The sequence below is a fragment of the Falsiroseomonas algicola genome (assembly GCF_011040385.1).
Taxonomy (GTDB): Bacteria; Pseudomonadota; Alphaproteobacteria; order Acetobacterales; family Acetobacteraceae; genus Falsiroseomonas; species Falsiroseomonas algicola.
On record NZ_JAAIKB010000004.1, the window covers coordinates 29189 to 55310 of the forward strand.

Here is a 26122-nt window from a genome sequence, read left to right on the forward strand (position 1 = left end):
CACACCCCTTCGGGTGTCAGTCCACCGTGATGTTGGCCTGCCGGACGACGGTTGCCCAGCGTTCCCGCTCCCACTTGATGAGGTCGGCGAAGCCCTTGCCATCCAGGGTGGAGGGCTCGGCGCCTTCGTCGCGCAGGCGGCGCACCACCTCCGGATTGCCGAGCGCGTCACGCATCGCGGCATAGAGGCGGGTCTTCACCGGCTCCGGCGTACCCCGCGGCACCAGCAGCCCGTACCAGGCGGTCGCCTTGTAGCCCGGGATGGTCTCCGCGACCGTCGGGATGTTGGGCAGGATGGTCATGCGCGCATCGCCCGTCACCGCCAGCGGCCGCAATGCGTTGCTGGTCAGCAGGCCGACGACGGAAGGCAGCGTGGTGATCATGAAGTGGAGATGTCCCGCCACCACGTCGGTCAGCGCCGGCGCGGCGCCGCGGAAGGGCACATGCTCCGCCTCCAGCCCCGCCATCTGCAGCATCAGCGCCGCCGCCAGGTGGCTCGCCGATCCGTTGGAGGCGCTGCCATAGGTGATGTTGCCGCGCGCGGCGCGGATCTCGCCCAGCAGTTCCTGCAGGTTCGTCGCGCGGGACTTCGGCCCCACCACGACGATCAGCGGCGCATCGGCGACGAGGCCGATCGGCTCCAGCGCCGTCTCCGGGTTCACCCGCATGTTGCGGAAGAGGGAGACGTTGACGCTCATCGGGCCATGGTTGCCCATCAGCATCGTGTAGCCATCGGGGCGCGCGCTGGCCGCGGCCTCGGTCGCGATGTTGCCACCCGCACCCGGCCGGTTCTCCACCACCACTGGCTGGCCGAGCGAGGGGCTCATGGCATTGGCGACGGTGCGCGCGATCAGGTCCGTGCCCCCGCCCGGCGCGAAGGCCAGCAGGATGCGGATGGGGCGGCTCGGGAAGGGGGCTTCCTGCGCCAGGGCCGGCGCGGCGAAGGGCGCGGCGAGGGCAGAACCCAGCAGCGTGCGGCGATCGATCATGGTGACGGGTTTCCTTGTTCTTTTGTGGGAAGCGAAGAAGTCTTCAATCCGCCGCATCCGGCAGCCGGGCATGCCCTGGCCAGATCGCGGCAGGAATCAGCAGCGTGCCCTCGAAGATGCGGCGCGCGGTGCGGAGCGTCCCGGCCCAGGCCACGGCATCGCCCTCCATCCCGATCGGCACCTCCATGATGCCGGAGGGATGGGCGATCCGCACCACCTCCCCGGCCCCTGCCACGGTGGCGACCGTGCCCGCCAGCCGCACCGCGGCGGCCAGCGTGATGCCGCCCGTCACCGCCATGGCGCGGTGGCAGGCATGCGGCGTGAAGTAGCGCGCGGCGAGGTCCGCGCCCTCCGCCGAGGGCCCGACCAGCGCCGGCTTCGGCACCACGCTGTCGCTGACATCGCCAAGGCCCATGCGCCGCCCCGCTTCCAGGCGCAGCGCCTCCAGCCGCGCGCGCAGCACGAGGTCGGCTTCCAGCGCCTCCGGCCGGTCCTCCGCCGAGACACCGAGCGACGCCGCGGGCACCAGCATCATCGGCATGGCGCCGTCGATCAGCGTGACGGGCACGCCCTCGATCGTCTCCATCCGCTGCCCGGTCGGGAACATCGCCCCTGTCTTGCTGCCGGCCACGTCGCGGAAGCGCAGCACGATCGGCGCCGCCGTGCCGGGCACGCCGGGGATCGTCGCATCGCCCTCATAGGTCACGCGCCCGCCCGGTGTCCTCACCGCGGCATCGACCAGCGCGCCGGTATTGACGTTGCGGATGCGCACCACCGTCTCCTCGCCCGTGGCGCGGACCAGCCCGGCCTCGATCGCGAAGGGCCCGACGCCGGCCAGCATGTTCCCGCAATTTGGCTTGGTATCCACCAGCGCGCGGCCGACATCGACCTGCGCGAAGAGGTAGTCGACATCGATACCCGGAAGCGCGGAGCGGGAGACGATCGCGACCTTGCTCGTCAGCGTCTGCGCGCCGCCGATGCCATCCACCTGCATCGGGTGCGGCGATCCCATGGCGGCGAGCAGCACGGCATCGCGCGTCGCCTCCTCCGCCGGCAGGTCATCGGCCAGGAAGAAGGGGCCGCGGCTGGTGCCGCCGCGCATCAGGACGCAGGGGATGCGGGTCTGCATGGAGTTTCCGGCCGTTTCCGCCGCGCGTGATAGCCGCGCCCATCCACGCGGAGTAGTGCAAAGATCGGCAGTATTCTTGCATCCCTCGCAAGAACGAAGCAGGCTCCCTTCGTCATGGCCATCGCCCTCGACCAGCTGCGCACCTTCGTCGCCGTCGCGGAAGCCGGGGGCCTGACCCCGGCGGCGGAGACGCTGCATCTATCGCTGCCCGCGATTTCCAGGCGGTTGACGGCGCTGGAGGAGGAGCTGGGCGTCGCCCTCCTCACCCGCTCCACCCGCCGCGTGGCGCTGACCCAGACCGGCCGGGAATTCCTGCCCCGCGCCCGGCGGCTGCTGGATGAGCTGGAGGAAAGCCTGCTCGGCATCCGGGAGGTGGCGGCCCAGCGGCGGGGGCTCGTTGTCCTCGCCTGCATCCCGACCGCCGCCTACTATTTCCTGCCCGCGACCCTGGCGGCCTTCGCGCGCCGCTTCCCCGCCGTCCGCGTCCGCGCCATGGACCTCTCGGCGGAGGGTGTCACCGACGCCGTCGCCACCGGCGCCGCGGAATTCGGCGTCGGCATGGAGGGCGCGGCCCACCCGGAGGTCGAGTTCCGCCCGATGCGGCGCGACCCCTTCGTGCTGGCCTGCCGGCGGGACCATCGCCTGGCGCGCCGCCGCGCCGTCCGCTGGCAGGATCTGGAGGGGGAGCGCCTGGTCGGCGTCTCCCGCCGCTCCGGCAACCGGCTGATCCTGGACCGCGCCCTGCTGCCCCGCGGCATCAGCCCCAACTGGCACTATGAGGCCGAGCACCTCTCGACCAGCCTCGGCCTGGTGGAGGCCGGGCTCGGCCTCGCCGTGGTGCCGCGCCTCGCCCTGCCGCGGGACCCCCACCCCGTTCTCGTCGCCCGGACGCTCACCGACCCCACCGTCGATCGCGCCACGGGGCTGCTGCTGAAGCGCGGCGCGGAGCCCGGCCCCGCCGCCCGCGCCCTGATCGACCTGCTGGCCAAGGGCATGCGGGGGGCTTGATCCCGCGCGCCCCGCGCGCTCCCTTGGCCGGCATGCCGGATGTCCGTCCCCCCGCCTTCCAGCCAACCGTCGCGCAGCTGTTCCTCACCTATCTCAAGATCGGCCTGGTCGGCTTCGGGGGCGTGAATGCCTGGGCCCGCCGCGTGCTGGTGGAGGAGAAGCGCTGGCTGACCGAGCAGGAATATGCGGAGGTGCTGGGCCTCGGTCAGGTCCTGCCCGGCCCCAATGCGCTGAACGTCGCCATCCAGCTCGGCGACCGCTTCCGCGGCGGCCCCGGCGCGCTCGCCACCACGATCGGCCTCTTCGGCGGCCCGCTGGTGGTGCTGATGGGCCTTGCCATCCTGCATGACGCCTATGGGGAGGTGCCGCTGGTGAAGGCGGTTCTGGCCGGCACGGCGGCGACGGCGGCGGGCATGATCCTCGGCACCGCGCTCAAGATGGCGACCAAGCTCAAGCCGAGCCTGCCCATCATCGCGGTCGGCATCGCGGCGCTGATCGGCGGCGCGGCCCTGCGGCTTCCCCTGCCTTACATCGTCCTCGGCCTCGCCCCCTTCGGCATCGCCGCCGCCTGGTGGACGATGAAGGCCCGCGCATGAACGACCAGGGCGGCGTTCTCCTCCAGATCGCCATCGGCTTCGCCGCCATCTCCATGATCGCGGTGGGCGGCGGCATTGCCGTGGTGCCGGAGATGAACCGCCTGGTCGTGGACGTGCATGGCTGGATGTCCGATGCGCGCTTCGCCCAGCTCTTCGCCCTCGCCCAGGCCGCGCCGGGGCCCAATGTGCTGGTCGTCGGCCTGATCGGCTGGCAGGTGGCGGGGCTCACAGGCATGCTGGTGGCGACGCTGGCCATGACCGGCCCCGCGGGCCTCTTCGCCTTCGGCTTCTCCAAGCTGCGCGGCCGCCTGGCCGGCGCGCGCTGGCTCCGCATCGTGGAGAAGGGGCTGGTCCCCATCGCGGTGGGGCTGATCTTCTCCTCCGGCGTCATCCTCGCCCAGGGCGCGGCGCACCCCGCCGGCCCCGGCACCGCCATCAGCGTGCTGGCGGTCTGCCTGACCGTCTTCTCCACCCTCTTCGTCTGGCTGACCGATCGCAGCCCGCTCTGGGTCCTCGTGATCGGCGCCGTCGCGGGGGCGCTGCTTCTGTAGCCACCCCACGGCGACAGCCCGCGCGGGCCGGGCTATACCCGCGCCATGCCCGACGCCCCCACCCCGGCCGGCCTGCTGGACAGGCTGCACGCGCTCCTCGGTCCCCGCGGCCTGCTGACGGACCCCGGCGACATCGCGCCCCACCTCTCCGACTGGCGCGCCCTCTACCAGGGCCGCGCGCTGGCCGTGGCGCGCCCGGCCGATACGGCGGAAGTGGCGACCGTGGTGAAGCTGGCGCAGGAGACCGGCACGCCCATCACCGTGCAGGGCGGCAATACCTCCATGGTCGGCGGCGCCGTGCCGGATGAAAGCGGCCGCCACCTGGTGCTCTCGCTCGCCCGCCTCAACCGGATCCGGGATTGCGACCCCGTGGACATGACCATGACGGCCGAGGCCGGCGTGGTGCTGAAGACCGCGCAGAACGCCGCGCAGGATGCCGGCTGCCTCTTCCCCCTCAGCCTCGGCGCGGAGGGCACGGCCACGATCGGCGGCGTGCTCTCCACCAATGCCGGCGGCAACACCACGGTCCGCTACGGCAATGCCCGCGAATTGATGCTGGGGCTGGAGGTGGTGCTGCCCGACGGCCAGGTCTGGAACGGGCTGCGACGCCTCCGGAAGGACAATACCGGCTACGCGCTGCGCCACCTCTTCGTGGGTGCGGAGGGCACGCTCGGCATCGTCACCGCCGCCGTGCTGCGCATGTTCCCCCGCCCGCGCGACACGGCGCTGGCCCTCTGCGCCGTGGCGGATGAGGATGCGGCGCTCGGCCTGTTCCGCCGCTTCCGCGACCGGGACGAGAGCGCGGTGCGCGCCTTCGAATACATGTCCGGCACCGGCGTCGATTTCTGCGTGCAGCACATCGAGGGCATCGGCCCGCCCCTGTCCGACCGCGCCGACCACTACGTGCTGGTCGACCTCGCCTCCCCCCGCCCCGATGCCGGCCTGCGCGACATGGCGGAGGGGGTGCTGGGCGAGGCGATGGAGGAGGGCATCGTCCTCGACGCCGTCCTCGCCGAAAGCGAGGCCCAGGCCCAGAAGCTCTGGCGCATCCGGGAGGAGCATCCCGAGGCGCAGAAGCGGGAGGGGGCGTCGGTCAAGAACGACGTCTCCGTCCCGGTGTCGAAGGTGCCGGAGATGATCCGCCGCTGCTCCGCCGCCCTGGTGGAACTGATCCCCGGTAGCCGCCCGGTGCCCTTCGGCCATATCGGGGACGGCAACATCCACATGAACCTGGAACAGCCGCCGGGCATGGACCCCGCCGCCTTCCTGGCCCGCAGCCACGACATCATGGATTGCGTCAACGCCATCGTCCGCGACCTCGATGGCAGCTTCAGCGCGGAACACGGCATCGGCCGGCTGAAGACGGACATGATGGAGGAATGGCGCGGGGGCGCGGAGTTGGATGCCATGAAGCGCATCAAGGCGGCGCTGGACCCCGCGGGCCTGATGAATCCGGGCAAGGTGCTGCCCTGAAGCCAGGGGCTGCGTGGGCGAGGTGGGGAAGGCGCCGCCTTCCCCACACCCCATCCGCCCAAGGGCGGATATTTGGGGGGCAGAGCCCCCTGGACCATCGTCAATGGACAGGGTTCCAAGGGCCCGCTGGCCCTTGGCGAGGGGGTGCAGGGGGAGCAGCGCTCCCCCTGCTTCTCCTCCTCGCCGCCTGCGCGCCCAACGCGCCTTCCCGCCCGCCCGAAGCCGGCCTCGCCGCCACCGCGACGGTGGCCGAGATCCGCTCCGGCGAGGCGCCTTCCTGCAACGCCTCCGGCGCCGCCATCCATCTCGGCGGCGGGCGCTTCGTGACGGCGGCGCATGTGGTGGATGGCTCCGTCCAGCGGCTGCGCGGCTTCTGTCCCCCGGACAGGCAGGGCCAGCCCACCATCACGCTCGGCGTCCGCGGCACGGAGGCACCGGCCCGCATCCTCCGCGCGGGGCGCGACCGGGTCGATCCCGGCATCGGCCAGCGCTATCTCGGCGGCGAGGATTTGGCGATCGTCGCGCCGACCCGCACCCTGCCCGCGCTTCCCGCCGCCACCCCCTGCGCCGCCGCCCCGCCGCCCGGCACGGCGGCGCTGCTCGTCACGCCGCGGCGGTCCATCCGCACCCGCATCCTGGCGCCGTGGTCGGATCCCGATGCCCGCTTCGGCAGCTACCTGGAGATCCCGGAGACGCTGAACCCCGGCGAATCCGGCGGCGCGGTCTTCGTGGCCGCCTCGGGCTGCCTGGCCGGAATCGTCAGCCACCGGGATTCCGATGGCGGCCCGCCCAGCACGCGCCTCGTGCCTGCCTCAACCATCGCGCGTTTCCTCACCCCGTGATCCGGCCCGCTTTGCCCCGCCCCCCGAAGGGCTGGTAGAAGGGGTGGGATGACCCGGATCGACCGCTACATCCTGCGCCAGTTGGTGGGCGGCCTCCTGGCCGTCACCTGCGGCCTGGCCGCGCTGGTATGGCTGACGCAGTCGCTGCGCTTCATCGAGCTGGTGCTGGACCGCGGCCTGTCGCTGGCCGTCTTCGTGCAGCTCACGGGCCTGATGCTGCCGGGCTTCTTCGCCGTCATCCTGCCCATCACCACCTTCGTCGTGGTGCTCTTCGTCTATGTGCGGATGAACAGCGACCGCGAACTGGTGGTGATGCGCGCCGCCGGCCTGTCGCAGCTGCGCCTGGCGCGGCCGGGGCTGATGCTGGCGCTGATGGCGGTCGGTGCCGGCTATGTGCTGAACCTCTGGCTCGTGCCGCTGTCCCATACCGCCTTCCGCATCTGGCAGTTCGAGATCCGCAACCAGATGGCGGCGATCCTGGTGCAGGAAGGCGTCTTCTCCTCGGTCGGCGGGGACCTCACGGTCTATGCCCGGCTGCGGGACCGCGACGGCACGCTGCGCGGCATCCTGGTGCATGATGCCCGCGAACGCGGCGCGCCCGTCACCATCCTGGCGGAGCAGGGCCGGATCACGACGGGGCCCAACGGCCCGCGCGTGACCCTGCAGAACGGCGTCCGCCAGCAGATGGAACGCGTCCCCAACCCCGCCCCGGGCGCCCAGCCCATGCGGCTGTCGGTCCTGTCCTTCAACGAGAACAGCGTGGACCTCGCCCGCGCCACGCGGCAGGAGGAAGCGCGCTTCCGCGACTCCCGCGAACGCAGCATCCCCGAATTGCTGCACCCCGACCCGGCGGAGGGTCTTCGCCCGCGGGAACTCGCCCGCTTCGTGGGGGAGGCGCATCAGCGCATGTCGGCGCCCCTCACCGCGCTGTCCTTCGCCCTTGTCGGCCTGGCGGTGGCGCTGACGGGCCAGTTCCGCCGGCATGGCGGCGGCCTCCGGCTCGCCGCCGGCATCGGCATCGTGGTCGGGCTGCTGGCGGTGGGGCTGACCATCGGCAACCTCGCGACGCGGGACAACAGCTTCGTCTGGCTGATCTGGGCCCATGCCACGGCCCCCGGCTTCGTCGCGCTATGGTGGATGCTGGGCGCCCCCGGCCTGCCGCGGCCCCGCGCCCTGCCCATGCCCGCCGCCCCCGGCGCGGCGGATTGACCGCATGATCCTGACCCCCACCCTGACGGGCTATGTCGCCCGCGCCTTCCTCGGCATGACGCTGGCGATGCTGGGCGCGCTGACGGGCCTGGTCGCGCTGTTCGACTTCATCGAATTGCTGCGCCGCGCCGCCACCCGCCCCGATGTCGGCTTCGCCATCGCGCTGGAGATCGCGAGCCTCCGCCTGCCCTTCGTCTCCCTCCAGATCCTGCCCTTCGCCATCCTGCTGGGCGGCATCGTCGCCTTCTGGCGCCTGACGCGCTCCTCCGAACTCATCGTGGCGCGCGCGGCCGGCATCTCCGCCTGGGGCTTCCTGACCGGCCCGCTGGTGGTGGCCGTGCTGCTCGGCATGGTCGCGACCGGCGCCATCTCCCCCATCTCCTCCGCCCTGCTGTCGCGGGCGGAGCGGCTGGACCAGACCTTCCTCCGCACCGGCGGCGGCATGACGGCGCTGGCCGGCGGTCGCCTCTGGCTCCGCCAGGCGGACCGGGAACTGGAATCGAACGGCGTCGCCATCATCTCCGGCCGCCCCGTCGCCATGCGCACGGCCAATGAGCCCATCCCCCGCGCCGGCGCGCGGTTCGAATTGCAGGAGGTCTCGGTCTGGCGCCTGACCGCCGGCGACCAGCCCCTGTCGCGGCTGGAAGCGCCGCGCGCGCGCCTCTCGGCCGGCGCCTGGGTGATCGAGGATGCGGTGGCCTTCGGCGTCGACCGCATCGCCAAGCCCGTCGGCACCATCAGCCTGCCCACGGAACTGACCCCGGACCGGATCGAGGACAGCTTCGCCTCGCCCGAGACGCTCGATTTCTGGGCCCTGCCCGGCTTCATCGCGGTGCTGGAGGAAGCGGGCTTCTCGGCCGTGCGCCACCGCATCCAGTTCCAGTCGCTGCTCGCCCTGCCCATGCTGGCGCTGGCCATGGCGCTGCTCGCCGCCGGCTTCTCCATGCGCCAGACCCGGCGCGGCGGGGTCGCGCAGATGATCGGCGGCGGCGTCGCCGCCGGATTTGCCCTGTTCGTCGTGGACAGGGTCAGCAATGAATTCGGGGAGGCGGGGTCCCTGCCGGTGGTGCTCGCCGCCTGGGCACCCACCGTCGCGGGATTGCTGCTGGCCTTGGCCCTGCTGCTGCACCTGGAGGATGGTTGATGCGCCAGCCCGGCGGCCGAACGGGAAAGCTGCCCCCGCCGCTGCGCCCCCCGGGCGGGGCGCCCATGGGCCTGCGCCCACGCCGTGCCCCGATCCTCGCCGCCAGCGCGGCACCTCCCGTGGCCGTGGTGCCGCCGCCGCGCACCCGCGGCCGCCTCATGCTCGGCACGGCCATCGCCGCCGCCTGGCTGCTGCTGCTGCCCGCCATCCCCGCCTCCCCCCAGGGCTTCGGCGGCTTCGGCAGCCGCGCCAGCAGCGACGAACCCGTGACCTTCACGGCGGAGGAGGTGGAATACGACCAGGTCGCCAACACCGTCACCGCCCGCGGGCGGGTGGAAGCCTGGCAGGGCGACCGCGTGCTGCGCGCCGATGAATTCACCTACAACCGGGAAACCGGCGTCGCCGTCGCCACCGGCAATGTCGCGCTGATCGAGCCGGACGGGCAGACCCTCTTCGCCGATCGCGCCGAACTCCAGGGCGGCATGCGCGACGCGGCGATCGAGGGCATCCGCGGCCTGCTGGCCAACAATGCCCGGCTGGCCGCGGCCGGCGCGCGGCGCACCGGCGGCACCGTCACGGACCTGGCGCGCGTCGTCTATTCCTCCTGCGACCTCTGCCCGGAGGACCCGACCCGCCCGCCGCTCTGGCAGCTCCGCGCCCGGGTCGCGACGCTCGACAGCACGGATCAGCGGGTGCGCTACCGGGACGCGGCGGTGCAGTTCGCTGGCTGGCCGGTGCTCTACACCCCCTATTTCAGCCATGCCTCGCCGGACGCGCCGCGAGCCTCGGGCTTCCTCTCGCCGACGCTCGGCACCACAAGGCTGCTCGGCGCCTTCGCGGAGATCCCCTACTACTGGGCGATCGACGACCATTCCGACGCCACCATCACCGCGACGCTGTCCGAGAAGCAGATCCCCAATCTCGGCGGCGCCTATCGCCGGCGCTTCAACAGCGGCGACCTCTCGGTCGAGGGGTCGATCGGCGGGCTGGACGGCACCACGGCCGATGGCACGGGCGGGCACCTCTTCTCCCGCGGCCGCTTCTCGCTCGATGAGAACTGGCGCGCCGGCTTCGGCGTGAACCGCGCCTCCTCCCGCGAATATCTCCGCGCCTGGCGCTTCGGCGGGCCGCGCGTGCTGACCAGCAGCGCCTATCTGGAGGGCTTCTGGGGGGCGGAAGGCTACGCCCGCATCGACAGCATGCTCTACCAGGGCCTCGATACGGCCACGAGCAATGACCAGGTGCCGATCGTGCTGCCGCGCGGCTATGCGGACTATGTCTTCCCGACCGACAGCCTGGGCGGCAACTTCACGCTGGATGCCTCCGCCTACAGCATCTTCCGCACCACGGGCACGGATACGCGCCGCATCGGCAGCCGCCTGTCCTACGAACTGCCCTTCACCGGGGAAGCGGGCGATCTCTGGACCTTCCGCACCCATGCCGATGTGCTGGGCGGCTGGGCGGATGGCCTGGCGCTGGCGCCGACCTTCGGCAGCGCCGCGGATGACGGCTTCTACGGCCGCGGCCATATCCGCAGCGCCGTCGATTGGCGCATGCCCTTCATCCGCGGCGCCGGCGACTGGGGTTCCCAGCTGATCGAGCCGCGGGTGCAGGTGGTCACGGGTCCCTCCACCGGCGCCCAGACCAGCTTCCCGAACGAGGACAGCCTCGACTTCGAATTCACCGACGCCAACCTGTTCAGCCTGAACCGCTTCACCGGGCGCGACCGGCTGGAAGGGGGCACCCGCGTCGATGCCGCGCTGCGCGGCGCCTGGTTCTTCCCCAATGGCGGGCAGCTGGAAGCGCTGGCGGGCCGGTCCTTCCGCGCCGCGACGGATGCGACCTTCGCGCAAGGCTCGGGGCTGGAAGGGCGGTCCTCCGACTGGGTGGGCCGCATGCGCCTGGCGCCGGTCCCCTGGCTGGAACTGGTCGGCCGCTCGCGGCTCGACCGGGAGTCGACGGAACCCCGCCTCTGGGACGCCAGCGCCACCGTCTTCGGCGGGCCCGTCTCCCTCACCGGCGGCTACCTGCTGACCAATCCGGAGCCGAACGTCACCACCCGGAAGCGGGAGGAGGTGTCGATCGGCGGCACGCTCCGCGTGACCGAGAACTGGCGCGTCGGCGCCTTCGGCCGCTACGACATCGCGCTCGACCGCGCCGTCAGCGCCTCCGCCTCCGCGATCTACGAGGATGAGTGCCTGATCTTCGAGACGCGCTTCGTCCGCAACCGGGCGCAGGACCCGAATACCGGCCGCGACTATGCCGGCGGCACGCTGCTGCTGTTCCGCATCAGCCTGAAGACGGTCGGCGATTTCGGGTTCCGCGCGTTGTGATGAAGCGATCCGACATGGCGCGGCGCGGCCCTGCCCTTCCCATGACACCCCCGCACGCCTAGGAAAGCGCCATGCGTCCCACCGCCCGCGCCCTGCTGCTGCTCTCCGCCCTCGCCCTGCCGGTCCTGGCGGTGCCGGGGACGCCCGCCCTGGCGCAAGCCCCCGCCACCGCCGCGCGCGCGCCGGATGGCGCGACGAACGGCATCGTCGCCGTCATCAACGGGGACATCGTCACCCGTGGCGACGTCGATGGCCGCCGCCGCCTCTTCGCCCTGAATGCCGGCCTCGCCCCCTCGCCGGAGGTGCTGGAACGCCTGACGCCACAGGTCACGCGCCTGCTGGTCGATGAAAGGCTGCGCATGCAGGACGTGCAGCGCCGCCGCATCCCCGTCACGGATGGCGACATCGCCCAGGCGGTGGCGGATCTGGAGCGCCGCAACAACCTGCCCGCCGGCGGGCTGGTGGCGCAGCTGCGCCGCGCCGGGGTGGAGCCCCGCGTGCTCTACGACCAGCTTCGCGTGCAGATCGGCTGGGCCCGGCTGCTGCGCCAGATCCTCGGCCCCCAGGCGCAACCGACGGATGCCGAGGTCGCCGAACAGATCGCCCTCCAGCGCGCCCGCACCGGCCAGCAGGAATTCCTGGTCAGCGAGATCTTCATCCCCGTCGATGACCCGACGGAGGAGCCGGAGGTCCGTCGCTTCGTGGAGGAGGTGGTCACCCAGCTCCGCCGCGGCGTGCCCTTCCCCGTCGCCGCCACCCAGTTCAGCCAGGCCCAGACCGCGCTGCAGGGCGGCGACCTCGGCTGGGTGGGGCTGGAGGCGCTGGACGAATCGGTCGCCCGCATCGTCGGCCAGATGCCCCCCGGCGCGATCAGCAACGCCATCGCCGTGCCCGGCGGCTTCCAGATCGTGGCGCTGCGCCAGCGCCGCGAAGTGGGCCGGGACGACGCGACGATACTGACGCTGCGCCAGGCCTTCCTGCCCTTCGCGACGCCGCTCAACCCGCAGGCGCCGACGCCGCAGCAGATCCAGGTGGTGGAACGCGCCCGCGCGCTCTCCGCCAGCGCCCGCAGCTGCGAGGCGGTGGAGCAGGCCGCGCGTGCCGGCGGCAGCGGCCGCGACCCCGATCCCGGCCCGGTGCGACTGGAAACCGTGCAGCCCCCCGCGCTCCGGCAGCTCATCGGCGGCCTCGCCCCCGGCCGCGCCAGCCAGCCCGTGATCGCCCCCGATGGCGTCGCCATCATCATGGTCTGCACGCGGGAGACCCGGAACCAGGCCGAGATCACGCCCGAGGTCGCCCGCCAGCAGCTGCTGCGCGACCGCGTCGAGCTGCTCTCCCGCCAGCTCCAGCGCGACCTCCGCCGCCGCGCCCAGATCGAGATGCGCAGCTGACGGGCATGCCTGGCGAGGCGCCGCCCCCTGCTCCCTCCCCCGCGCTTGCGGGGGAGGGTCGGGGTGGGGGTCGCGCAGCCCTCCCGACGCTGCGCGACACCATCGCGCGGCACGGGCTCGATGCCCGCAAGTCGCTCGGCCAGCATTTCCTGCTGGACCAGAACCTCTGCGACCGCATCGCGACGCTGGCCGGCGACCTGACCGGCCGCCATGTGCTGGAAGTGGGGCCCGGCCCGGGCGGTCTGACCCGCGCCCTGCTCGCCTCCCCCGCCGCCGATGTCCTGGCGGTCGAACTGGACCGCCGCGCCATCGCCGCGCTGGCGGAGCTGTCGGATGCCTTCCCGGGCCGCCTGACGGTGCTGGAGGCCGATGCGACGACCATCGACGCCGCGGCCCTGCTGCCGGCACCGCGAAAGATCATCGCCAACCTGCCCTACAACGTGGCGACGCCGCTGCTGGTAGGCTGGCTGCGCAACGCCCGGGACTTCGAATCCATGGCGCTGATGTTCCAGCAGGAGGTGGCGGAGCGCATCTGCGCCGCCCCCGACACGGAAGCCTATGGAAGGCTCGGCGTGCTGGCGCAGTGGCGCTGCCAGGCGCGTTTCCTGCTGAGCCTCCCCCCCGGCGCCTTCAGCCCACCCCCGAAAGTCCATTCCGCCGTGGTCGGCCTGGTCCCCCATGCCGAGGATCCGGGGCCCGACCTCTTCGCCACCATGGAACGCCTGACCGCCGCCGCCTTCGGCCAGCGCCGCAAGATGCTGCGCGGATCGCTGAAATCGCTGGGCCAGGCGGAGGCGCTGCTGGACGCCGCCGGCATCGCCGGCGACCGCCGGGCGGAGACCCTGACCATCCCCGAATTCGACCGCCTGGCCCGCGCGCTGCACGCGCGGGGCTGAGAAGAGGACCCGTCCATGCTGCCGCCCGAGCCCACCATCTGCTTCGCCCACGTCGCCTACCGCTTCGCGGAGCGCTACACGCAGCGCGGCGGCACGCTTCCCCATTTCGAGGTCCGCAGCCTGGACGAGCTGGAAGCGCGCATCGCGGAGGCCGATGTCCTCCTCGTCTCCGGCATGTGGCGCAACCACCTGGCCGCCAAGGCGCCGCGGCTGAAGTTCATCCAGTCCATCAGCGCGGGCGTGGACCAGTATGACCGCACCGTGCTGGCCGGCGCCGGCATCCGCCTGGCCTCCGCGCAGGGCGCCAATGCCAATGCCGTCTCCGAACACGCCATCTCCCTGATCCTTGCCATCGCCCGCCGCCTGCCGGAGGCCCGCGACAACCAGGCGCGCAAGCACTGGCGCGGCATGATCGGCGACCTGACGAAGCGCGAGGACGAGCTGGGCGGCAAGACCCTGCTGGTCGTCGGCATCGGCCGCATCGGCGGGCGCCTCGCACGCCTGGCCAAGGCCTTCGGCATGAACGTCATCGGCCTGCGCCAGGACCCGTCCAAGGGAGCCGAGGGCGCGGACGAGATCCATGGCATGGACGCGCTGATGGCGCAGCTTCCCCGCGCCGACTACGTGGCGCTGACCTGCGCGCTGACGCCCGAGACGCGCGGCCTGATGGGTACCGCGCAATTCGCCGCCATGAAGCCGGCCTCCATCCTGGTGAACGTCGCCCGCGGCGCCGTCTGCGTGGAGCCCGACCTCGCGGCGGCACTCGCCTCCGGCCATCTCGGCGCCGCCGCCCTCGACGTGACGGCGGAGGAGCCGCTCGCCGAGGCCTCCCCCCTCTGGTCCATGCCCAACGTCTTCATCACCCCCCACACGGGCGGCGAGACGCGGGCCTATGAGGGCAATGTGCTCGACCTGATGGAGGAGAACCTCAAGCGCCTCCACGCCGGCGAGACCACGCTGAAGAACCAGGTCGTCTGACCAGCGGGCGGGGCCGTCACCCGTTCACGACGGTCCCGCCATTCGGGTGGATCACCTGCCCGCTGATGTAGGAAGAGTCGAGGTTGCTCGCGAGGAAGATGTAGGCCGGCGCGACCTCGTCCGGCTGCCCCGGGCGCCCCATCGGCGCCTGCGCCCCATGCTCCGCCGTCCGCTCCGCACTGAAGCTCGCGGGAATCAAGGGCGTCCAGATCGGGCCCGGCGCCACCGCATTCACGCGAATGCCACGATTCTGCAGCGACTTCGCCAGGCTGCGCGTGAAGGCCACGATCGCGCCCTTGGTGCTGGCATAGTCGATCAAGGTCGGATTGCCCTGATAGGCCGTGATGCTCGTCGTGTTCACGATCGCCGAGCCCTCGCCCATGTGCTTCAGCGCCGCCCGAGTCACCCACATCATGCCGAGGATGTTCGTCCGGAACGTCCGCTCCACCTGCTCGGTCGGGATCTCGGCAAAATCCTCGCAGACATGCTGCTCGGCGGCGTTGTTCACCAGCACGTCGATCCGCCCCAGCTCCGCCACCACGCGCTGCACCAGGATGTCGCAGACCTGCGCATCGCCGATATCGCCCGCGATCGCGACAGCGCGCCGCCCCTCGGCCTCGATCAGGCGCTTGGTCTCCTCGGCATCCTGGCCCTCATCCAGGTAGAGGATCGCGACATCCGCCCCCTCCTTCGCAAAGCCGATCGCGACGGCACGGCCGATGCCGCTGTCGCCGCCCGTCACCAGCGCGACCTTGCCCGAGAGCTTGCCGGAGCCCTTCCACTTCGCCATGGCCGATTCCGGCCGCGGCTCCATCTCGGCCTCGATGCCGGGCTGGTGGGACTGGGACTGCGGGGGCTGCGGCGTGTCGGCCATGGGGATTCTCCTCGGTCAGCCCCAGGCAACGGCGCCCGAGGCCCCGGAGTTCAGGCCCACCCGCGGAACGTCAGTCCCGCTTCACGCCCCCATGCCGCTCCGGCTCCAGCCTGGCCTTGAGATAGGCCAGCAGCGGAAAGGCGCCCGTGCAGAGCGCCAGCAGCACGCCCCAGCCCCCCTCCCGATACCCCTTCCGGGAGACGTAGCTCTTCCACACCCGCGACACGAAACGCCGGAGATTGTCCGGCATCGACCCGATATCGCCCTGCGCGATCAGATCCGCCGCCTTGGCGGAGGAATACTTGTCCAGCCGCCGCAGCATGTCCGAGATGTCCCGGTCAACCAGGTGGATCAGCGCGCCCTCCGTGATCTTCGGGCCCTCCTTCCCCACCCAGTCCAGCCCCGGATGCACCCGCTGCGCCCGCCACCTCTTGGCGCCCTTGCGGAACAGCCGCGGCACCGACGTCGTGCCGAAACTCCCGGCCCAGCCATGCCGCACCAGCCGATCGCCGACATAATTGTCCACTGGCACCTGGTGCCAGGCATGCGTGGACACGCCGATTACCCGCCGCACCGCGGCCGCCAGCGGCGGGCTCACCCGCTCATCCGCATCGACCTCCAGCACCCAATCGCTGGAACAGGCGGCAATCCCGGCATTCCGCCGCTCGCCCTCCAGCTCCCAGGCCCCTTCGACCACCCGCGCCCCGGCCGCGCGCGCAATCGCCGCACTCGCATCCGTCGTGCGATCCAACACGACGACGACCTCATCCGCGAACGCCACCGACGCCAGGCAATCCGGCAGCCGCCCCGCCTCGTTGCGGGCGACGATGAGGGCGGAGAGGGTCGGCGTGGCGCTCATGCGGCCGCAGGGGGGCGCTGCCCCCCTGCACCCCCCGCCAGGAGGCAGCGGCCTCCTGGACCACCGTTCATGGGTGGAAAGGGAGGGGGCGTCACCGGCGCACCCTTCGCATAAGGACCGACAGGCCCCCTCCCTTTCCACCCATCAAAACCTGGGTTCCAAGGGCCCGCTGGCCCTTGGCGGGAGGGGTGCGGGGAGGGCGGAGCCCTCCCTGCGAGCCACAGGGCATCACGCCGTCCTGTCGCCCCCACCGCCCGCCAGCGCGGCCTGGGCGGCGGCCAGGCGTGCCACGGGCACGCGGTAGGGGGAGCAGGAGACGTAGTCGAGGCCGACCGAGCCGCAGAAGTGGATGGAGGCCGGGTCGCCGCCGTGTTCGCCGCAGATGCCGAGCTTCAGGTCAGGCTTGGTCTTGCGGCCTTTCTGCGCGGCGATTTCGACGAGGGCGCCGACGCCGTCCACGTCGATGGAGACAAAGGGGTCTTTCGGCAGGATGCCCTTCTCGACGTAGAAGGGCAGGAACTTGCCGGCGTCGTCGCGGGACAGGCCGAAGACGGTCTGCGTCAGGTCGTTGGTGCCGAAGCTGAAGAAGTCCGCGCTTTCGGCGATGGTGTCGGCGGTCAGGGCCGCGCGGGGCAGCTCGATCATCGTCCCCACCTGGTAGACGATGTGGTAGCCGCTTTCCGCGAAGACTTCCTGCGCGACCTTGTCCACCTGGGCGCGGGTGATTTCCAGTTCGCGCTTGGTCATGACCAGCGGGATCATGATCTCCGGCACCGGCGCCTTGCCGGTTTCCTTGCCGACCATGACGGCGGCCTCGAAGATCGCGCGCACCTGCATCTCGTAGATCTCGGGATAGGTGACGCCGAGGCGGCAGCCGCGGTGGCCGAGCATCGGGTTGGCTTCCGAGAGGTCCGCCACGCGCCGCTTCATCAGCGCGACGTCGGCGCCGAGGCTTTCGGCCACTTCCTCGATCTCGCTTTCCTTGTGCGGCAGGAATTCATGCAACGGCGGGTCGAGCAGGCGGATCGTGACCGGCAGCCCCGCCATGATGTTGAAAAGCTCGAGAAAATCCTTGCGCTGGAAGGGGAGAAGCCGCGCCAGGGCGTCGCGCCGGCCGCCTTCCGTCTCCGCCATGATCATCTGCCGGACGGCGCCGATGCGCTCCGGGTCGAAGAACATGTGTTCGGTGCGGCAGAGCCCGATGCCTTCCGCGCCGAACTTGCGCGCGGTCTCGGCATCCAGCGGGGTTTCGGCGTTGGCGCGGACCTTCATCTTCCGCACGCCATCGGCCCATTCCATCAGCGTCGCGAAGTCGCCGGAGAGCTGGGGCTCGATCATCGCGACGGTGCCGGCGAAGACCTCGCCCGTGGCGCCGTCGAGGGTGATGGTATCGCCCGCCGTCAGGCGCTTGCCGCCGGCGGAGAGCGTCTGCTGCGCGTAGTCCACGTTGATGGTGCCAGCGCCGGCGACACAGGGCCGGCCCATGCCGCGGGCGACGACGGCCGCGTGGCTGGTCATGCCGCCGCGCGTGGTCAGGATGCCCTTGGCCGCGTGCATGCCGTGGATGTCCTCGGGGGACGTCTCGATGCGGACCAGGATGACCGCCTCGCCCTTGGCGGCGCGGACTTCCGCTTCATCCGCCGAGAAGACGATGACGCCGCAGGCGGCGCCCGGCGAGGCCGGCAGGCCCTTGGCGAGTGCCTTGCGCGGCGCCTTCGGGTCCAGCGTCGGGTGCAGCAGCTGGTCGAGCGCCTTGGGATCGACGCGCTTCACCGCTTCCGTCCGGTCGATCAGCCCTTCGCGGGCCATGTCCACGGCGATCTTCAGGCTGGCCGCCGCGGTGCGCTTCCCGTTGCGCGTCTGCAGCATGTAGAGCTTGTTCTGCTGGACCGTGAATTCGATGTCCTGCATGTCCCGGTAATGCTTCTCGAGCTTCGCGCGGACCTCGATGAGTTCCGCGTAGGCCTTGGGCATCACGGTTTCCATGGACTTCTCGCCCGGCTTCGCGCGGGCCTCCGCCATGGGCTGCGGCGTGCGGATGCCGGCGACGACGTCCTCGCCCTGCGCATTCACCAAGTATTCGCCGTAGAAGAAGTTCTCGCCCGTGCTGGGGTCGCGCGTGAAGCAGACGCCCGTCGCACAGTCGTTGCCCATATTGCCGAAGACCATGGCCTGGACGTTGACGGCGGTGCCCCACTGGGCGGGGATGTCGTGCAGGCGGCGATAGGTATTGGCGCGCGGGTTCATCCAGCTGCCGAAGACGGCGCCGATCGCGGCCCAGAGCTGCGCGTGGGGGTCCTGCGGGAAGGGCTTGCCGGTGACTTCCGCTACCATCTCCTTGTAGCCATCGACCACGCGGTGCCAGTCCTGCGCGACCAGCTGCGTGTCCTCGTCCACGCCCTTGTCCATCTTCACATGTTCGATGATTTCCTCGAACCGGTGATGGTCCACGCCGAGCACGACGGAGCCGAACATCTGGATGAAGCGGCGGTAGCTGTCCCAGGCGAAGCGTGCATCGCCCGACGCGGCCGCAAGGCCATCGACGGTGGCGTCGTTCAGGCCGAGGTTCAGCACCGTGTCCATCATGCCGGGCATGGAGACGCGGGCGCCGGAGCGGACGGAGACGAGGAGTGGCTTGTGGTGGTCGCCGAACTTCGCACCCACCGCCGCTTCGACGCGGGCCAGGGCCTCGTTCACGCTGTCCCGCAGCTCCGGCGGATAGGACTGGCCGTGGTCGTAGTAGTAGGTGCAGACCTCGGTGGTGATGGTGAAGCCGGGCGGAACGGGCAGGCCGATGCTGGCCATCTCCGCCAGGTTGGCGCCCTTGCCGCCCAGGAGGTTCCGCATGTCGGCGCGGCCCTCATTGTGACCGGCACCGAAGCTGTACACCCACTTCGTCATTGGACGGCGCTCTCCTGCAAACTGCGTGGCTGTTCGCGACGAACTGCCACCGCGCCCCGGCCTGGGCAAGCCTTATGCCGGGTAAGCGGAGGCGGCCTGCGGGTCAGCCCTCGATCCGGGAAAAATCGGCCACCGCGTCGATTCCGGCGCGCAGCCGTGCGAGCAAGCGTAGACGGTTGCGCCGGAGTTCCGGAACGGGGTCGTTCACGGTGACGCGTTCGAAGAATGCATCAAGTGGCCCTCGCAGGGCCGCCAAGGCCGACATGGCAGAAATGTAATTCTCAGCCGCCAACGATGCCGTGACGGCGGGCTCCGCGGCATCGAGGGCGGCGGCCAGCGCCTGCTCCTCCGGCGCCGTCAGCAGGGCGGCATCGATGGCGCCCTGGTGCGGCCCGTCCTTCTTCTCCTCGATGCGGAGGATATTCGCCGCGCGCTTGTAGGCCGCGAGCAGGTTGGGCCCGTCCGCGCCCTCCACCAGCGCCTTCAGCGCATCGGCGCGGGCGAGCAGGCGGACGAAATCATCCTCCGCCCCGGCGCCGAAGGCCGCGGCGACGAGGTCATGCCGCGCGCCTTCCGCGCGCAGCTGAACGCGCAGGCGCTCGGCGAGGAAGTCCACCAGCCCCGCCGCGAAGGCCGCGACCATGGGCGGGTGCAGGCTGCCTTTCGGCGCCTGGTAGCCCCCGCGCAGCTTCTCCTGCGCCACCGCCATGCCGAATTCGGGCGAGGATGTTTCCCCCACCGCCTGAGGAAATCCGAAGAAGGCCTCGCCGATTACCTCGCCGAGGCGCAGCCGGAGGCCGTTCTCCCGCAGGATGCGGATGACGCCGAGCGCGGCCCGGCGCAGCGCGAAGGGGTCGCCGGAGCCGGTCGGCCTTTCATCGACGGCAAAGAACCCCGCCAGCGTGTCGAGCTTGTCCGCCAGTGCCACCGCGATCGCCACCGGCTCCGTCGGCACGGCGTCGCCCGGGCCGAGCGGCCGGTAATGCGCGGCGATCGCCTCCGCCACGCGCGGATCCTCGCCCTGATGCAGCGCGTAGTAGCGCCCGATGATGCCCTGCAGCTCCGGGAATTCGCCGACGAGGCCGGAGGCGAGGTCCGCCTTCGCCAGCTCCGCCGCCCGCGCCGCCAGGCCCGCATCGGCGCCCACCAGCGGCGCCAAATGCCGCGCCAGCTTCACCAGGCGCTGCACGCGGCTCCCTTGCGTGCCGAGCTTCGCGTGGAACACCACGCTCTCCAGCTTCGGCAGGTAGCTCTCCAGCCGCTGCTTGCGGTCCTGGTCCCAGAAGAAGCGCGCATCGGAAAGGCGGGCGCGCAGCACCCGCTCATTCCCCGCCACCAGCGTCGCGCCGCCATCCAGCGCCGCGATATTGGCGACCAGCGCGAAGAAAGGCGCCGCGGACCCGTCCGGCTTCACCAGCGAGAAGTAGCGCTGGTTCACGCGCATCGTCGTGCGCATGAGTTCCGGCGGCAGATCCATGAAGGCGTCGTCGATGCGGCCCAGCAGCGGCACCGGCCATTCCACCAGCCCCGCAACCTCCTCCAGCAGCCCGCGGTCGGGCACCACGCGCACGCCCTGCGCGGCGGCCAGGCGGTTCATGCCCTCCTCGATGATCCGCATGCGCTCGGCGGCGTCGGGCACCACGAAGCGCTCCCGCAGCCCGGCCTCGTAATCCGCCAGGCCCGTCACCGCGAAGGCGCCGCCCTTCCCCGCATGGGCGGCCATGATGCGGTGGCCCTCGGTCTCATTGCCGCTGACGAGGCCCGGCAACTCCTCGATGGCAAAGGGCACCACCTGGCCATCCAGCACGCAGAGCACCCGGTGCAGCGGCCGCACCCAGGTGAAGGGCCCGTTCCAGCGCATGGATTTCGGCCAGCCGAAACCCCGGATCAGCGCGGGCATGGCCGAGGCCACGAGCGACGCCGCCGTCACCGTCTCCGCCGGCTTCCGGAACACCCAGAACCCGTTCTGCTCCGCGAGCATCTCCCGCGTCGCGCCATGCTTCTTCAGGAAGCCGTCCAGCGCCGCCGGCGGCGCGGAGGTGCGCGGCCCGCGTTCCTCCTTCCCCTCGGTCGTCACCTCGGCGCGCAGCGTGGCCGAAAGCCCGATGCGACGCGGTCCGTAGAAAGGCCTGGGCGCCCCCTCCAGCACCGGCGCGACGGCGCTGGCGAAGGCCTTCGCCAGGTCCTCCGCCCCGCGCGCCTGCATGCGCGCCGGGATTTCCTCGGAGAAGAGTTCGAGCAGCAGGTCAGGCATGGCCTAGATGGCCCTCTTCACATCGGTCTGGGCGAAGTCATCGCCCTTGAACAGCAACGGCGCGCCCCGTTCCTGCGCGAGCGCGTAGGAGAAGCAGTCGCCGAGATTGAGCTTCGCGGGATGCCGCCCCTTGCCGAAGCGGCGCCAGCCATCCTGCGCCAGGCGGGCGGTGCGCTCCGTGACGGGGCAGATGTCGGCCGCCAACTCCGAGAGCAGCACCTCCAGCCGCTGGCCGGCCGCGGCGCCGCCGCGCGCCTCCAGCACCATGGTGGCCTCGACCAGCGTTGCGGCGGAGACGCCGACCCACGGCGCCGCGGCGATCTCCTCGCCCAGCGCCGGCCCATCGGGTTCCTGCGTCAGGATGGCGACCAGGGCGGAGGTATCGACGATCACTTCGGCAATCCGTTCTCGTCATAGAGATCGGCATGATCGCTGTGCCGCAGATGCGGCGGGATCATCGCGCTGATCTCGGCGGCGGCGGCCGTGATCCGCCGCAGGCGTTCCTCGTAGTCGGCGCGCCGCGGCGGCGCCTCGCCCCGCTCCCGCTCCACCCGCGCCAGCCTCTCCTCCAGCGCCGCCACGATGGCCTGGGTCTTGTTCTCGCCCGTCAGCGCGACGAGGCGGGAGACCAGCTCATCGGCCTTCGCGCTCTTGATGTTCAGCTGCCCCATAGCGCCGCCCTGATGGTAGATTGCCCTACCAACATGGTAGAATGCCCAGGCGCCAACAAGCTCAAGCCTGCTCCCCCGCCACCCAGGCCTCGCAGCAGGCCTTCGCCAGCGCGCGCACGCGGCCGATATAGGCCGCGCGCTCCGTCACGCTGATGGCGCCGCGGGCATCCAGCAGGTTGAAGCGGTGCGACGCCTTGATGCACTGGTCATAGGCCGGCAGGGCCAAAGGCGGGTCATAGGCCAGCAGCGACTGGCACTCGCGCTCCGCATCCGCGAAGTGCTGGAACAGCATGGCCGTGTCTGCCGCGGTGAAATTGTGGTGGGAGTACTCGACCTCCGCCCGCCGGAAGACCTCCCCGTACTTCACGCCACGCCCGTTGAAGTCGAGCTCGTACACGTCATCGACGTCCTGGATGAACATGGCCAGGCGTTCCAGGCCATAGGTCATCTCGAAGGACGGCACCTCGCAGGCGATGCCGCCGACCTGCTGGAAATAGGTGAACTGGCCGACCTCCATCCCGTCGCACCAGACCTCCCACCCCAGGCCCCAGGCGCCGAGCGTCGGGCTCTCCCAGTCATCCTCCACGAAGCGGAAATCATGCTTCATGGGATCCAGGCCGAGGTCCCGGTAGCTCGCCAGCAGCAGATCCTGCGCATCGCGCGGGCTCGGCTTCATGATGACCTGGTACTGGTAGTAGTGCTGCAGCCGGTTCGGGTTCTCGCCGTAGCGGCCATCGGAAGGCCGGCGGGAGGGCTGCACATAGGCCGCCGCCCAGGGCTTCGGCCCCAGCGCGCGCAAGGTCGTCGCGGGGTGGAAGGTGCCCGCGCCCACTTCCATGTCGTAGGGCTGCAGGATCAGGCAGCCCTGCGCGCTCCAGAACCGATGGAGGCGCAGGATGATTTCCTGGAAGGACGGCGCGGTGTCGGACATGCGGGGGCGGGTCTTGCCGGGGGAGGTTTCGCGCGTTCATTACCCCCCGCGCGGGGAAGCCGGCAAGCAACCCCGCTTTTCCCGCCGGAGCCCCGCCCATGCACCCGACCGAAGCCCTGGTCCGCCGCTACTACGCCGCCTTCAATGCCGGCGACCGCGCGGCGATGCTGGCCCTGCTGCACGACCAGGTCGCGCATGACCCCAACCAGGGCACGCGCCGCATCGGCAAGCCCGCTTTCGTCGAATTCCTCGCCCGCATGGACGGCGCCTATGCCGAGCAGCTGGAGGAGATCGTCGTGATGGTGGACACGACCGGCACCCGCGCCGCCGCCGAGTTCACCGTCGTCGGCCAGTATCTCCGCACCGACGAAGGCCTGCCCGAAGCCCGCGGCCAGACCTACCGCCTGCCCGCCGGCGCCTTCCTGGCCGTCGAGGACGGCCTCATCACCCGCATCACCACCTATTACAATCTGGAAGACTGGATCGCTCAGGTCTCCGCCTGAGCGACGAAGTCGAGCACCAGCCTGGCCAGCACCGCCGGCGCCTCGATCGGCACCATGTGGCCGCTGCCCTCGATGACGGCGAGCCGCGCCCCCGGGATGCCGTCCCGCAATTCCTCGGCCTCCCTCACGCTGCGCAGCGCATCCTGTGCCGCGGCCACCACCAGAGTCGGGCAGGCGATCTCGCCCAGGCGATCATCGAAGGGCGGCCGCGGCAGCAGCGTCTGCCGCAGGAAGACCTCGCCGCCCAGGCGATCGCCCATGGCCCGCAGCCGGTCCACCAGTGCGGCATCCCCGGCGCGGTCCGGATGCAGCCCCCGCGCGATGGCGGCGCGGCTCATGCCCCGGAAGGCCTGGCCCTCCGGCCGCCCCGCCACCGCCTGGCGCCTGGCCTGCTGGGATGCGCTGTCACCCCGGGCGGAGGTCGCGACCAGCACCAGCGCCCGCACGCGGCCGGGCGCCATCCGCGCCACCTCCCGCGCCACGAAGCCGCCCATGGAGAACCCCACCAGCACGAAGCGCTCGGGGGCGTCCGCCAGCACCCGCGCCGCCATCCCCGCCAGCGTGTCGTCCTGGAACAGGTCGCCGTGATGCACGGGGCCCATCGGCGCCAGCAGCGGCGCCAGCTCCTCCCACATCCCCGCATCCAGCATGAAGCCGGGCAGCAGCACCACGCCCATCAGGCCATACCCCCTTGCGCACCGCCCGCGCCGGGGCGGAGGCTACCGCCTCACCCCCAGGGAATCACCCCATGCCCGAGATCATGGTCTTTGCCGCCACCGGCCGCACCGTCGAACAGAAGCGCGGCCTGGTCCGCGACCTGACCGAGGCGATGGTGAAGAATTTCGGCGTCCCGGCCGCCAGCGTGACCGTGCAGATCGTCGAATCGGCGCCCGACTCCAAGGCCAAGGGCGGCGTCCTCTTCTCCGACCGGTAGCCGCCGCTACCCCGCCACCACCATGTAGTTCTCGTTGGAGGGATAGCGCCGGAAGGTCTCCGTGATGCGGTAGCCCTGCGCCGCCGCCCAGGCGCGGAACTCCCGGGCGTTGCGGTTGTGCACCTCGATGAAGATGGCGGGGCGATGGGCGGCGATCACGCCGGCCAGGCCGCCCAGCACCTCCATCTCCATGCCTTCCACGTCGATCTTCAGGACATCGACGGCGCGGCCCGCCAGCAGCGAATCCCCCGTCCGCAGCGGGATGGCGCCGTCCGGCGCCCCCGGCACCATGCGCGTGCCGCCGAGGTTGTTCCGTCCGCCCACCGCCGCCGCCACGCCCTCCGCCCCTGCCAGCCCGATGCCGAGCAGGCTGGTATCGACCAGGCCCGACAGCCCGTTCAGCAGCACGTTGAGCCGCAGGATCTCCGCCGCCGGCGGGTTGGGCTCCAGCACCAGCACGGAACCGGGCGCCAGGAAGGCCGCGACATGGATGGCATGGTTGCCGACATTGGCGCCGATATCGACGAAGTGCGCACCCGTCGGGCAGTGCCGGCCGATGATGGCCAGCTCCTCCGGCTCGTAGAATTCGCCCTGGGCGTGGTGGCGCTGGATCACGTCCTGCTCATTGGCGACGAAGAAGCGGATCTCCCGCCCCTCGATGGTCGTGGTGACCACGGAACCGGCCAGCCGCCTCATGGCGTCCCATCCCCCTCTGCCCCAGGGCGGGAGGATGGTGCCATGGCCGCCCGCGCCGCAACCCGGCGGTGCCGGGCGGGATCAGCTGCCAGCGGGGGACGATGCCGCAGGCGGCGGCTGGAAGCCCATCGACGCCAGGCGCTGCCCGCCCTGTGCCCAAGCCATGCGTCGCGCCAGGGCGACGACCGCCGGCGCCGCATCCGCCATATGCGCGACGAAGAAGCGCTTCATCACCAGCCACGGCTCCCCGCCCGGCAGGCCCTGCACCGGGACCGGCGCGATGCGCCGCCCCTCCGTCATCGCCTGGCCGAGCGTGATGAAGCCGAGCGTCCCCTCCTCACGCTCGATCGCGTCCCCGTTGTTCTGCGCCGTCCGTGCCGTGCGCGGCCCGGGCCGCGCCAGCATGGCCCGCACCGCCGCCGAGAGCCCGGGCGAGACGCCGGACAGTTCCGCATTGTCGATCTCCTGCGCCTGGCGGCGGATGACCACGGCGGGCCTGCCATCCGGCCATTGCGCCTGGCTGCCATCCATCAGGGCGCAGAGCATCTCCACCGTGACCGCCGCCGGCGGCGCGGCGCCCGCGCGGGTGGCGGCCACCAGTGGGCTGTCGGCCAGCGGCAGGGCCAGCATGCCGGCCGCGCTTTCCTCCGCCGTCGGCGGCCGGGCGAAAAGGGCGATGTGGATCGTCCCGTCCCGCAGCGCCTGCAAGCCACCCCTTGTGCCGAGGCTGTCCAGCACCTCCGCCGGCTGGGCCGCCTGGGCGGCGGGGTCACTGACCAGTAGCCGCGCCGCGGCCAGCACCGGGCCGCTGCCGCCGATCACGATCGGCTCCGTCGCCCGCGCCAGGGACGGCAGCGCAAGGGCGGGGATCGAGAGGAGAAGGCGCCGGGGCAGCCGGGTGCGATCGACCCGTTGCCCGCCAGACAGAGGCTCCATCCTGGGGCTCCGTTGTTGGACCACC

General features: G+C 71.5%; 25 protein-coding genes. 13 read left to right on the plus strand and 12 right to left on the minus strand.

The window, feature by feature from the left end; genetic code table 11:
• Nucleotides 1-16 precede the first annotated feature (16 nt).
• A complete protein-coding gene (locus tag G3576_RS11460; RefSeq protein ID WP_164694543.1) occupies nucleotides 17-988 on the minus strand; it encodes a Bug family tripartite tricarboxylate transporter substrate binding protein in 972 nt (323 codons plus the stop codon).
• A gap of 43 nt (nucleotides 989-1031) precedes the next feature.
• Nucleotides 1032-2117 carry a 4-oxalomesaconate tautomerase gene (locus G3576_RS11465; RefSeq protein ID WP_164694544.1) on the minus strand — a complete coding sequence of 362 codons (1086 nt, stop codon included), beginning with the start codon at nucleotides 2115-2117 and terminating at the stop codon, nucleotides 1032-1034.
• Between the two features lie 114 nt (nucleotides 2118-2231).
• Between G3576_RS11465 and G3576_RS11470 the strand changes: the two genes are divergently transcribed.
• The 11 genes from G3576_RS11470 to G3576_RS11520 all read left to right on the plus strand — a co-directional run bounded on the left by G3576_RS11470 (nucleotide 2232) and on the right by G3576_RS11520 (nucleotide 14538).
• Entirely contained in the window at nucleotides 2232-3125 is an 894-nt protein-coding gene (locus G3576_RS11470; protein ID WP_164694545.1) for a LysR family transcriptional regulator, read from the plus strand.
• A gap of 32 nt (nucleotides 3126-3157) precedes the next feature.
• On the plus strand, nucleotides 3158-3721 hold the full coding sequence (locus tag G3576_RS11475) for a chromate transporter (RefSeq protein ID WP_164694546.1): 564 nt from the start codon (nucleotides 3158-3160) through the stop codon (nucleotides 3719-3721).
• Nucleotides 3718-4272: a chromate transporter gene (locus tag G3576_RS11480; RefSeq protein ID WP_164694547.1), complete on the plus strand. Its 555-nt coding sequence runs from the start codon at nucleotides 3718-3720 to the stop codon at nucleotides 4270-4272. Before G3576_RS11475 ends, G3576_RS11480 begins: the two co-directional genes overlap by 4 nt.
• A 45-nt stretch (nucleotides 4273-4317) precedes the next feature.
• The gene (locus G3576_RS11485) at nucleotides 4318-5745 is read left to right on the plus strand and encodes an FAD-binding oxidoreductase (RefSeq protein ID WP_164694548.1); all 1428 of its coding nucleotides are present in this window, start codon (nucleotides 4318-4320) and stop codon (nucleotides 5743-5745) included.
• A gap of 245 nt (nucleotides 5746-5990) precedes the next feature.
• Nucleotides 5991-6587: a trypsin-like peptidase domain-containing protein gene (locus G3576_RS11490; RefSeq protein WP_164694549.1), complete on the plus strand. Its 597-nt coding sequence runs from the start codon at nucleotides 5991-5993 to the stop codon at nucleotides 6585-6587.
• Between the two features lie 48 nt (nucleotides 6588-6635).
• Nucleotides 6636-7796 carry an LPS export ABC transporter permease LptF gene (gene lptF, locus G3576_RS11495; protein WP_164694550.1) on the plus strand — a complete coding sequence of 387 codons (1161 nt, stop codon included), beginning with the start codon at nucleotides 6636-6638 and terminating at the stop codon, nucleotides 7794-7796.
• 4 nt (nucleotides 7797-7800) lie between these two features.
• Nucleotides 7801-8940, plus strand: coding sequence for an LPS export ABC transporter permease LptG (gene lptG, locus G3576_RS11500; RefSeq protein WP_164694551.1), 1140 nt, complete (start codon nucleotides 7801-7803; stop codon nucleotides 8938-8940).
• A 65-nt stretch (nucleotides 8941-9005) separates the two neighbouring features.
• The gene (locus G3576_RS11505) at nucleotides 9006-11273 is read left to right on the plus strand and encodes an LPS-assembly protein LptD (RefSeq protein ID WP_235951826.1); all 2268 of its coding nucleotides are present in this window, start codon (nucleotides 9006-9008) and stop codon (nucleotides 11271-11273) included.
• A gap of 71 nt (nucleotides 11274-11344) precedes the next feature.
• The gene (locus G3576_RS11510; protein WP_164694552.1) at nucleotides 11345-12664 is read left to right on the plus strand and encodes a peptidylprolyl isomerase; all 1320 of its coding nucleotides are present in this window, start codon (nucleotides 11345-11347) and stop codon (nucleotides 12662-12664) included.
• Between the two features lie 5 nt (nucleotides 12665-12669).
• Entirely contained in the window at nucleotides 12670-13560 is an 891-nt protein-coding gene (gene rsmA, locus G3576_RS11515; protein WP_164694553.1) for a 16S rRNA (adenine(1518)-N(6)/adenine(1519)-N(6))-dimethyltransferase RsmA, read from the plus strand.
• A gap of 15 nt (nucleotides 13561-13575) precedes the next feature.
• Complete coding sequence (locus G3576_RS11520; RefSeq protein WP_164694554.1) at nucleotides 13576-14538, plus strand: D-2-hydroxyacid dehydrogenase; 963 nt, start codon at nucleotides 13576-13578, stop codon at nucleotides 14536-14538.
• Between the two features lie 16 nt (nucleotides 14539-14554).
• Here the strand turns inward: G3576_RS11520 and G3576_RS11525 are convergent, their stop codons facing one another.
• The 7 genes from G3576_RS11525 to G3576_RS11555 form a co-directional block, all read right to left on the minus strand.
• Nucleotides 14555-15412 carry an SDR family oxidoreductase gene (locus G3576_RS11525; protein ID WP_164694555.1) on the minus strand — a complete coding sequence of 286 codons (858 nt, stop codon included), beginning with the start codon at nucleotides 15410-15412 and terminating at the stop codon, nucleotides 14555-14557.
• Nucleotides 15413-15482: 70 nt separating this feature from the next.
• Nucleotides 15483-16271 (minus strand): glycosyltransferase family 2 protein, encoded by a 789-nt coding sequence (locus tag G3576_RS11530; protein WP_164694556.1) that lies wholly within the window; start codon nucleotides 16269-16271, stop codon nucleotides 15483-15485.
• A 228-nt stretch (nucleotides 16272-16499) separates the two neighbouring features.
• Complete coding sequence (ppdK, locus tag G3576_RS11535; protein ID WP_164694557.1) at nucleotides 16500-19172, minus strand: pyruvate, phosphate dikinase; 2673 nt, start codon at nucleotides 19170-19172, stop codon at nucleotides 16500-16502.
• Nucleotides 19173-19275: 103 nt separating this feature from the next.
• Nucleotides 19276-21426 carry a glycine--tRNA ligase subunit beta gene (gene glyS / locus G3576_RS11540; protein ID WP_164694558.1) on the minus strand — a complete coding sequence of 717 codons (2151 nt, stop codon included), beginning with the start codon at nucleotides 21424-21426 and terminating at the stop codon, nucleotides 19276-19278.
• A 3-nt stretch (nucleotides 21427-21429) separates the two neighbouring features.
• The gene (locus G3576_RS11545; RefSeq protein WP_164694559.1) at nucleotides 21430-21819 is read right to left on the minus strand and encodes a type II toxin-antitoxin system VapC family toxin; all 390 of its coding nucleotides are present in this window, start codon (nucleotides 21817-21819) and stop codon (nucleotides 21430-21432) included.
• Complete coding sequence (locus G3576_RS11550) at nucleotides 21816-22097, minus strand: type II toxin-antitoxin system VapB family antitoxin (RefSeq protein ID WP_164694560.1); 282 nt, start codon at nucleotides 22095-22097, stop codon at nucleotides 21816-21818. Before G3576_RS11550 ends, G3576_RS11545 begins: the two co-directional genes overlap by 4 nt.
• Nucleotides 22098-22158: 61 nt before the next feature.
• On the minus strand, nucleotides 22159-23028 hold the full coding sequence (locus G3576_RS11555; RefSeq protein WP_164694561.1) for a glycine--tRNA ligase subunit alpha: 870 nt from the start codon (nucleotides 23026-23028) through the stop codon (nucleotides 22159-22161).
• A 98-nt stretch (nucleotides 23029-23126) separates the two neighbouring features.
• On the opposite strand from G3576_RS11555, the gene G3576_RS11560 reads away from it, so the two are divergent.
• Nucleotides 23127-23531, plus strand: a complete 405-nt coding sequence (locus G3576_RS11560) for a ketosteroid isomerase-related protein (RefSeq protein ID WP_164694562.1) — start codon at nucleotides 23127-23129, stop codon at nucleotides 23529-23531.
• Here G3576_RS11560 and G3576_RS11565 read toward each other — a convergent pair.
• On the minus strand, nucleotides 23516-24208 hold the full coding sequence (locus tag G3576_RS11565; protein WP_164694563.1) for an alpha/beta fold hydrolase: 693 nt from the start codon (nucleotides 24206-24208) through the stop codon (nucleotides 23516-23518). The two genes, G3576_RS11560 and G3576_RS11565, sit on opposite strands and share 16 nt — an antisense overlap.
• A 71-nt stretch (nucleotides 24209-24279) precedes the next feature.
• On the opposite strand from G3576_RS11565, the gene G3576_RS11570 reads away from it, so the two are divergent.
• Nucleotides 24280-24465, plus strand: coding sequence for a tautomerase family protein (locus G3576_RS11570; RefSeq protein WP_164694564.1), 186 nt, complete (start codon nucleotides 24280-24282; stop codon nucleotides 24463-24465).
• A 6-nt stretch (nucleotides 24466-24471) separates the two neighbouring features.
• On the opposite strand, the gene G3576_RS11575 is transcribed toward G3576_RS11570, so the two are convergent.
• Together G3576_RS11575 and G3576_RS11580 are read right to left on the minus strand one after the other, a co-directional pair.
• Nucleotides 24472-25161, minus strand: coding sequence for an FkbM family methyltransferase (locus G3576_RS11575; RefSeq protein ID WP_164694565.1), 690 nt, complete (start codon nucleotides 25159-25161; stop codon nucleotides 24472-24474).
• 81 nt (nucleotides 25162-25242) lie between these two features.
• Nucleotides 25243-26097, minus strand: coding sequence for a substrate-binding domain-containing protein (locus G3576_RS11580; RefSeq protein WP_164694566.1), 855 nt, complete (start codon nucleotides 26095-26097; stop codon nucleotides 25243-25245).
• Nucleotides 26098-26122: the final 25 nt, after the last annotated feature.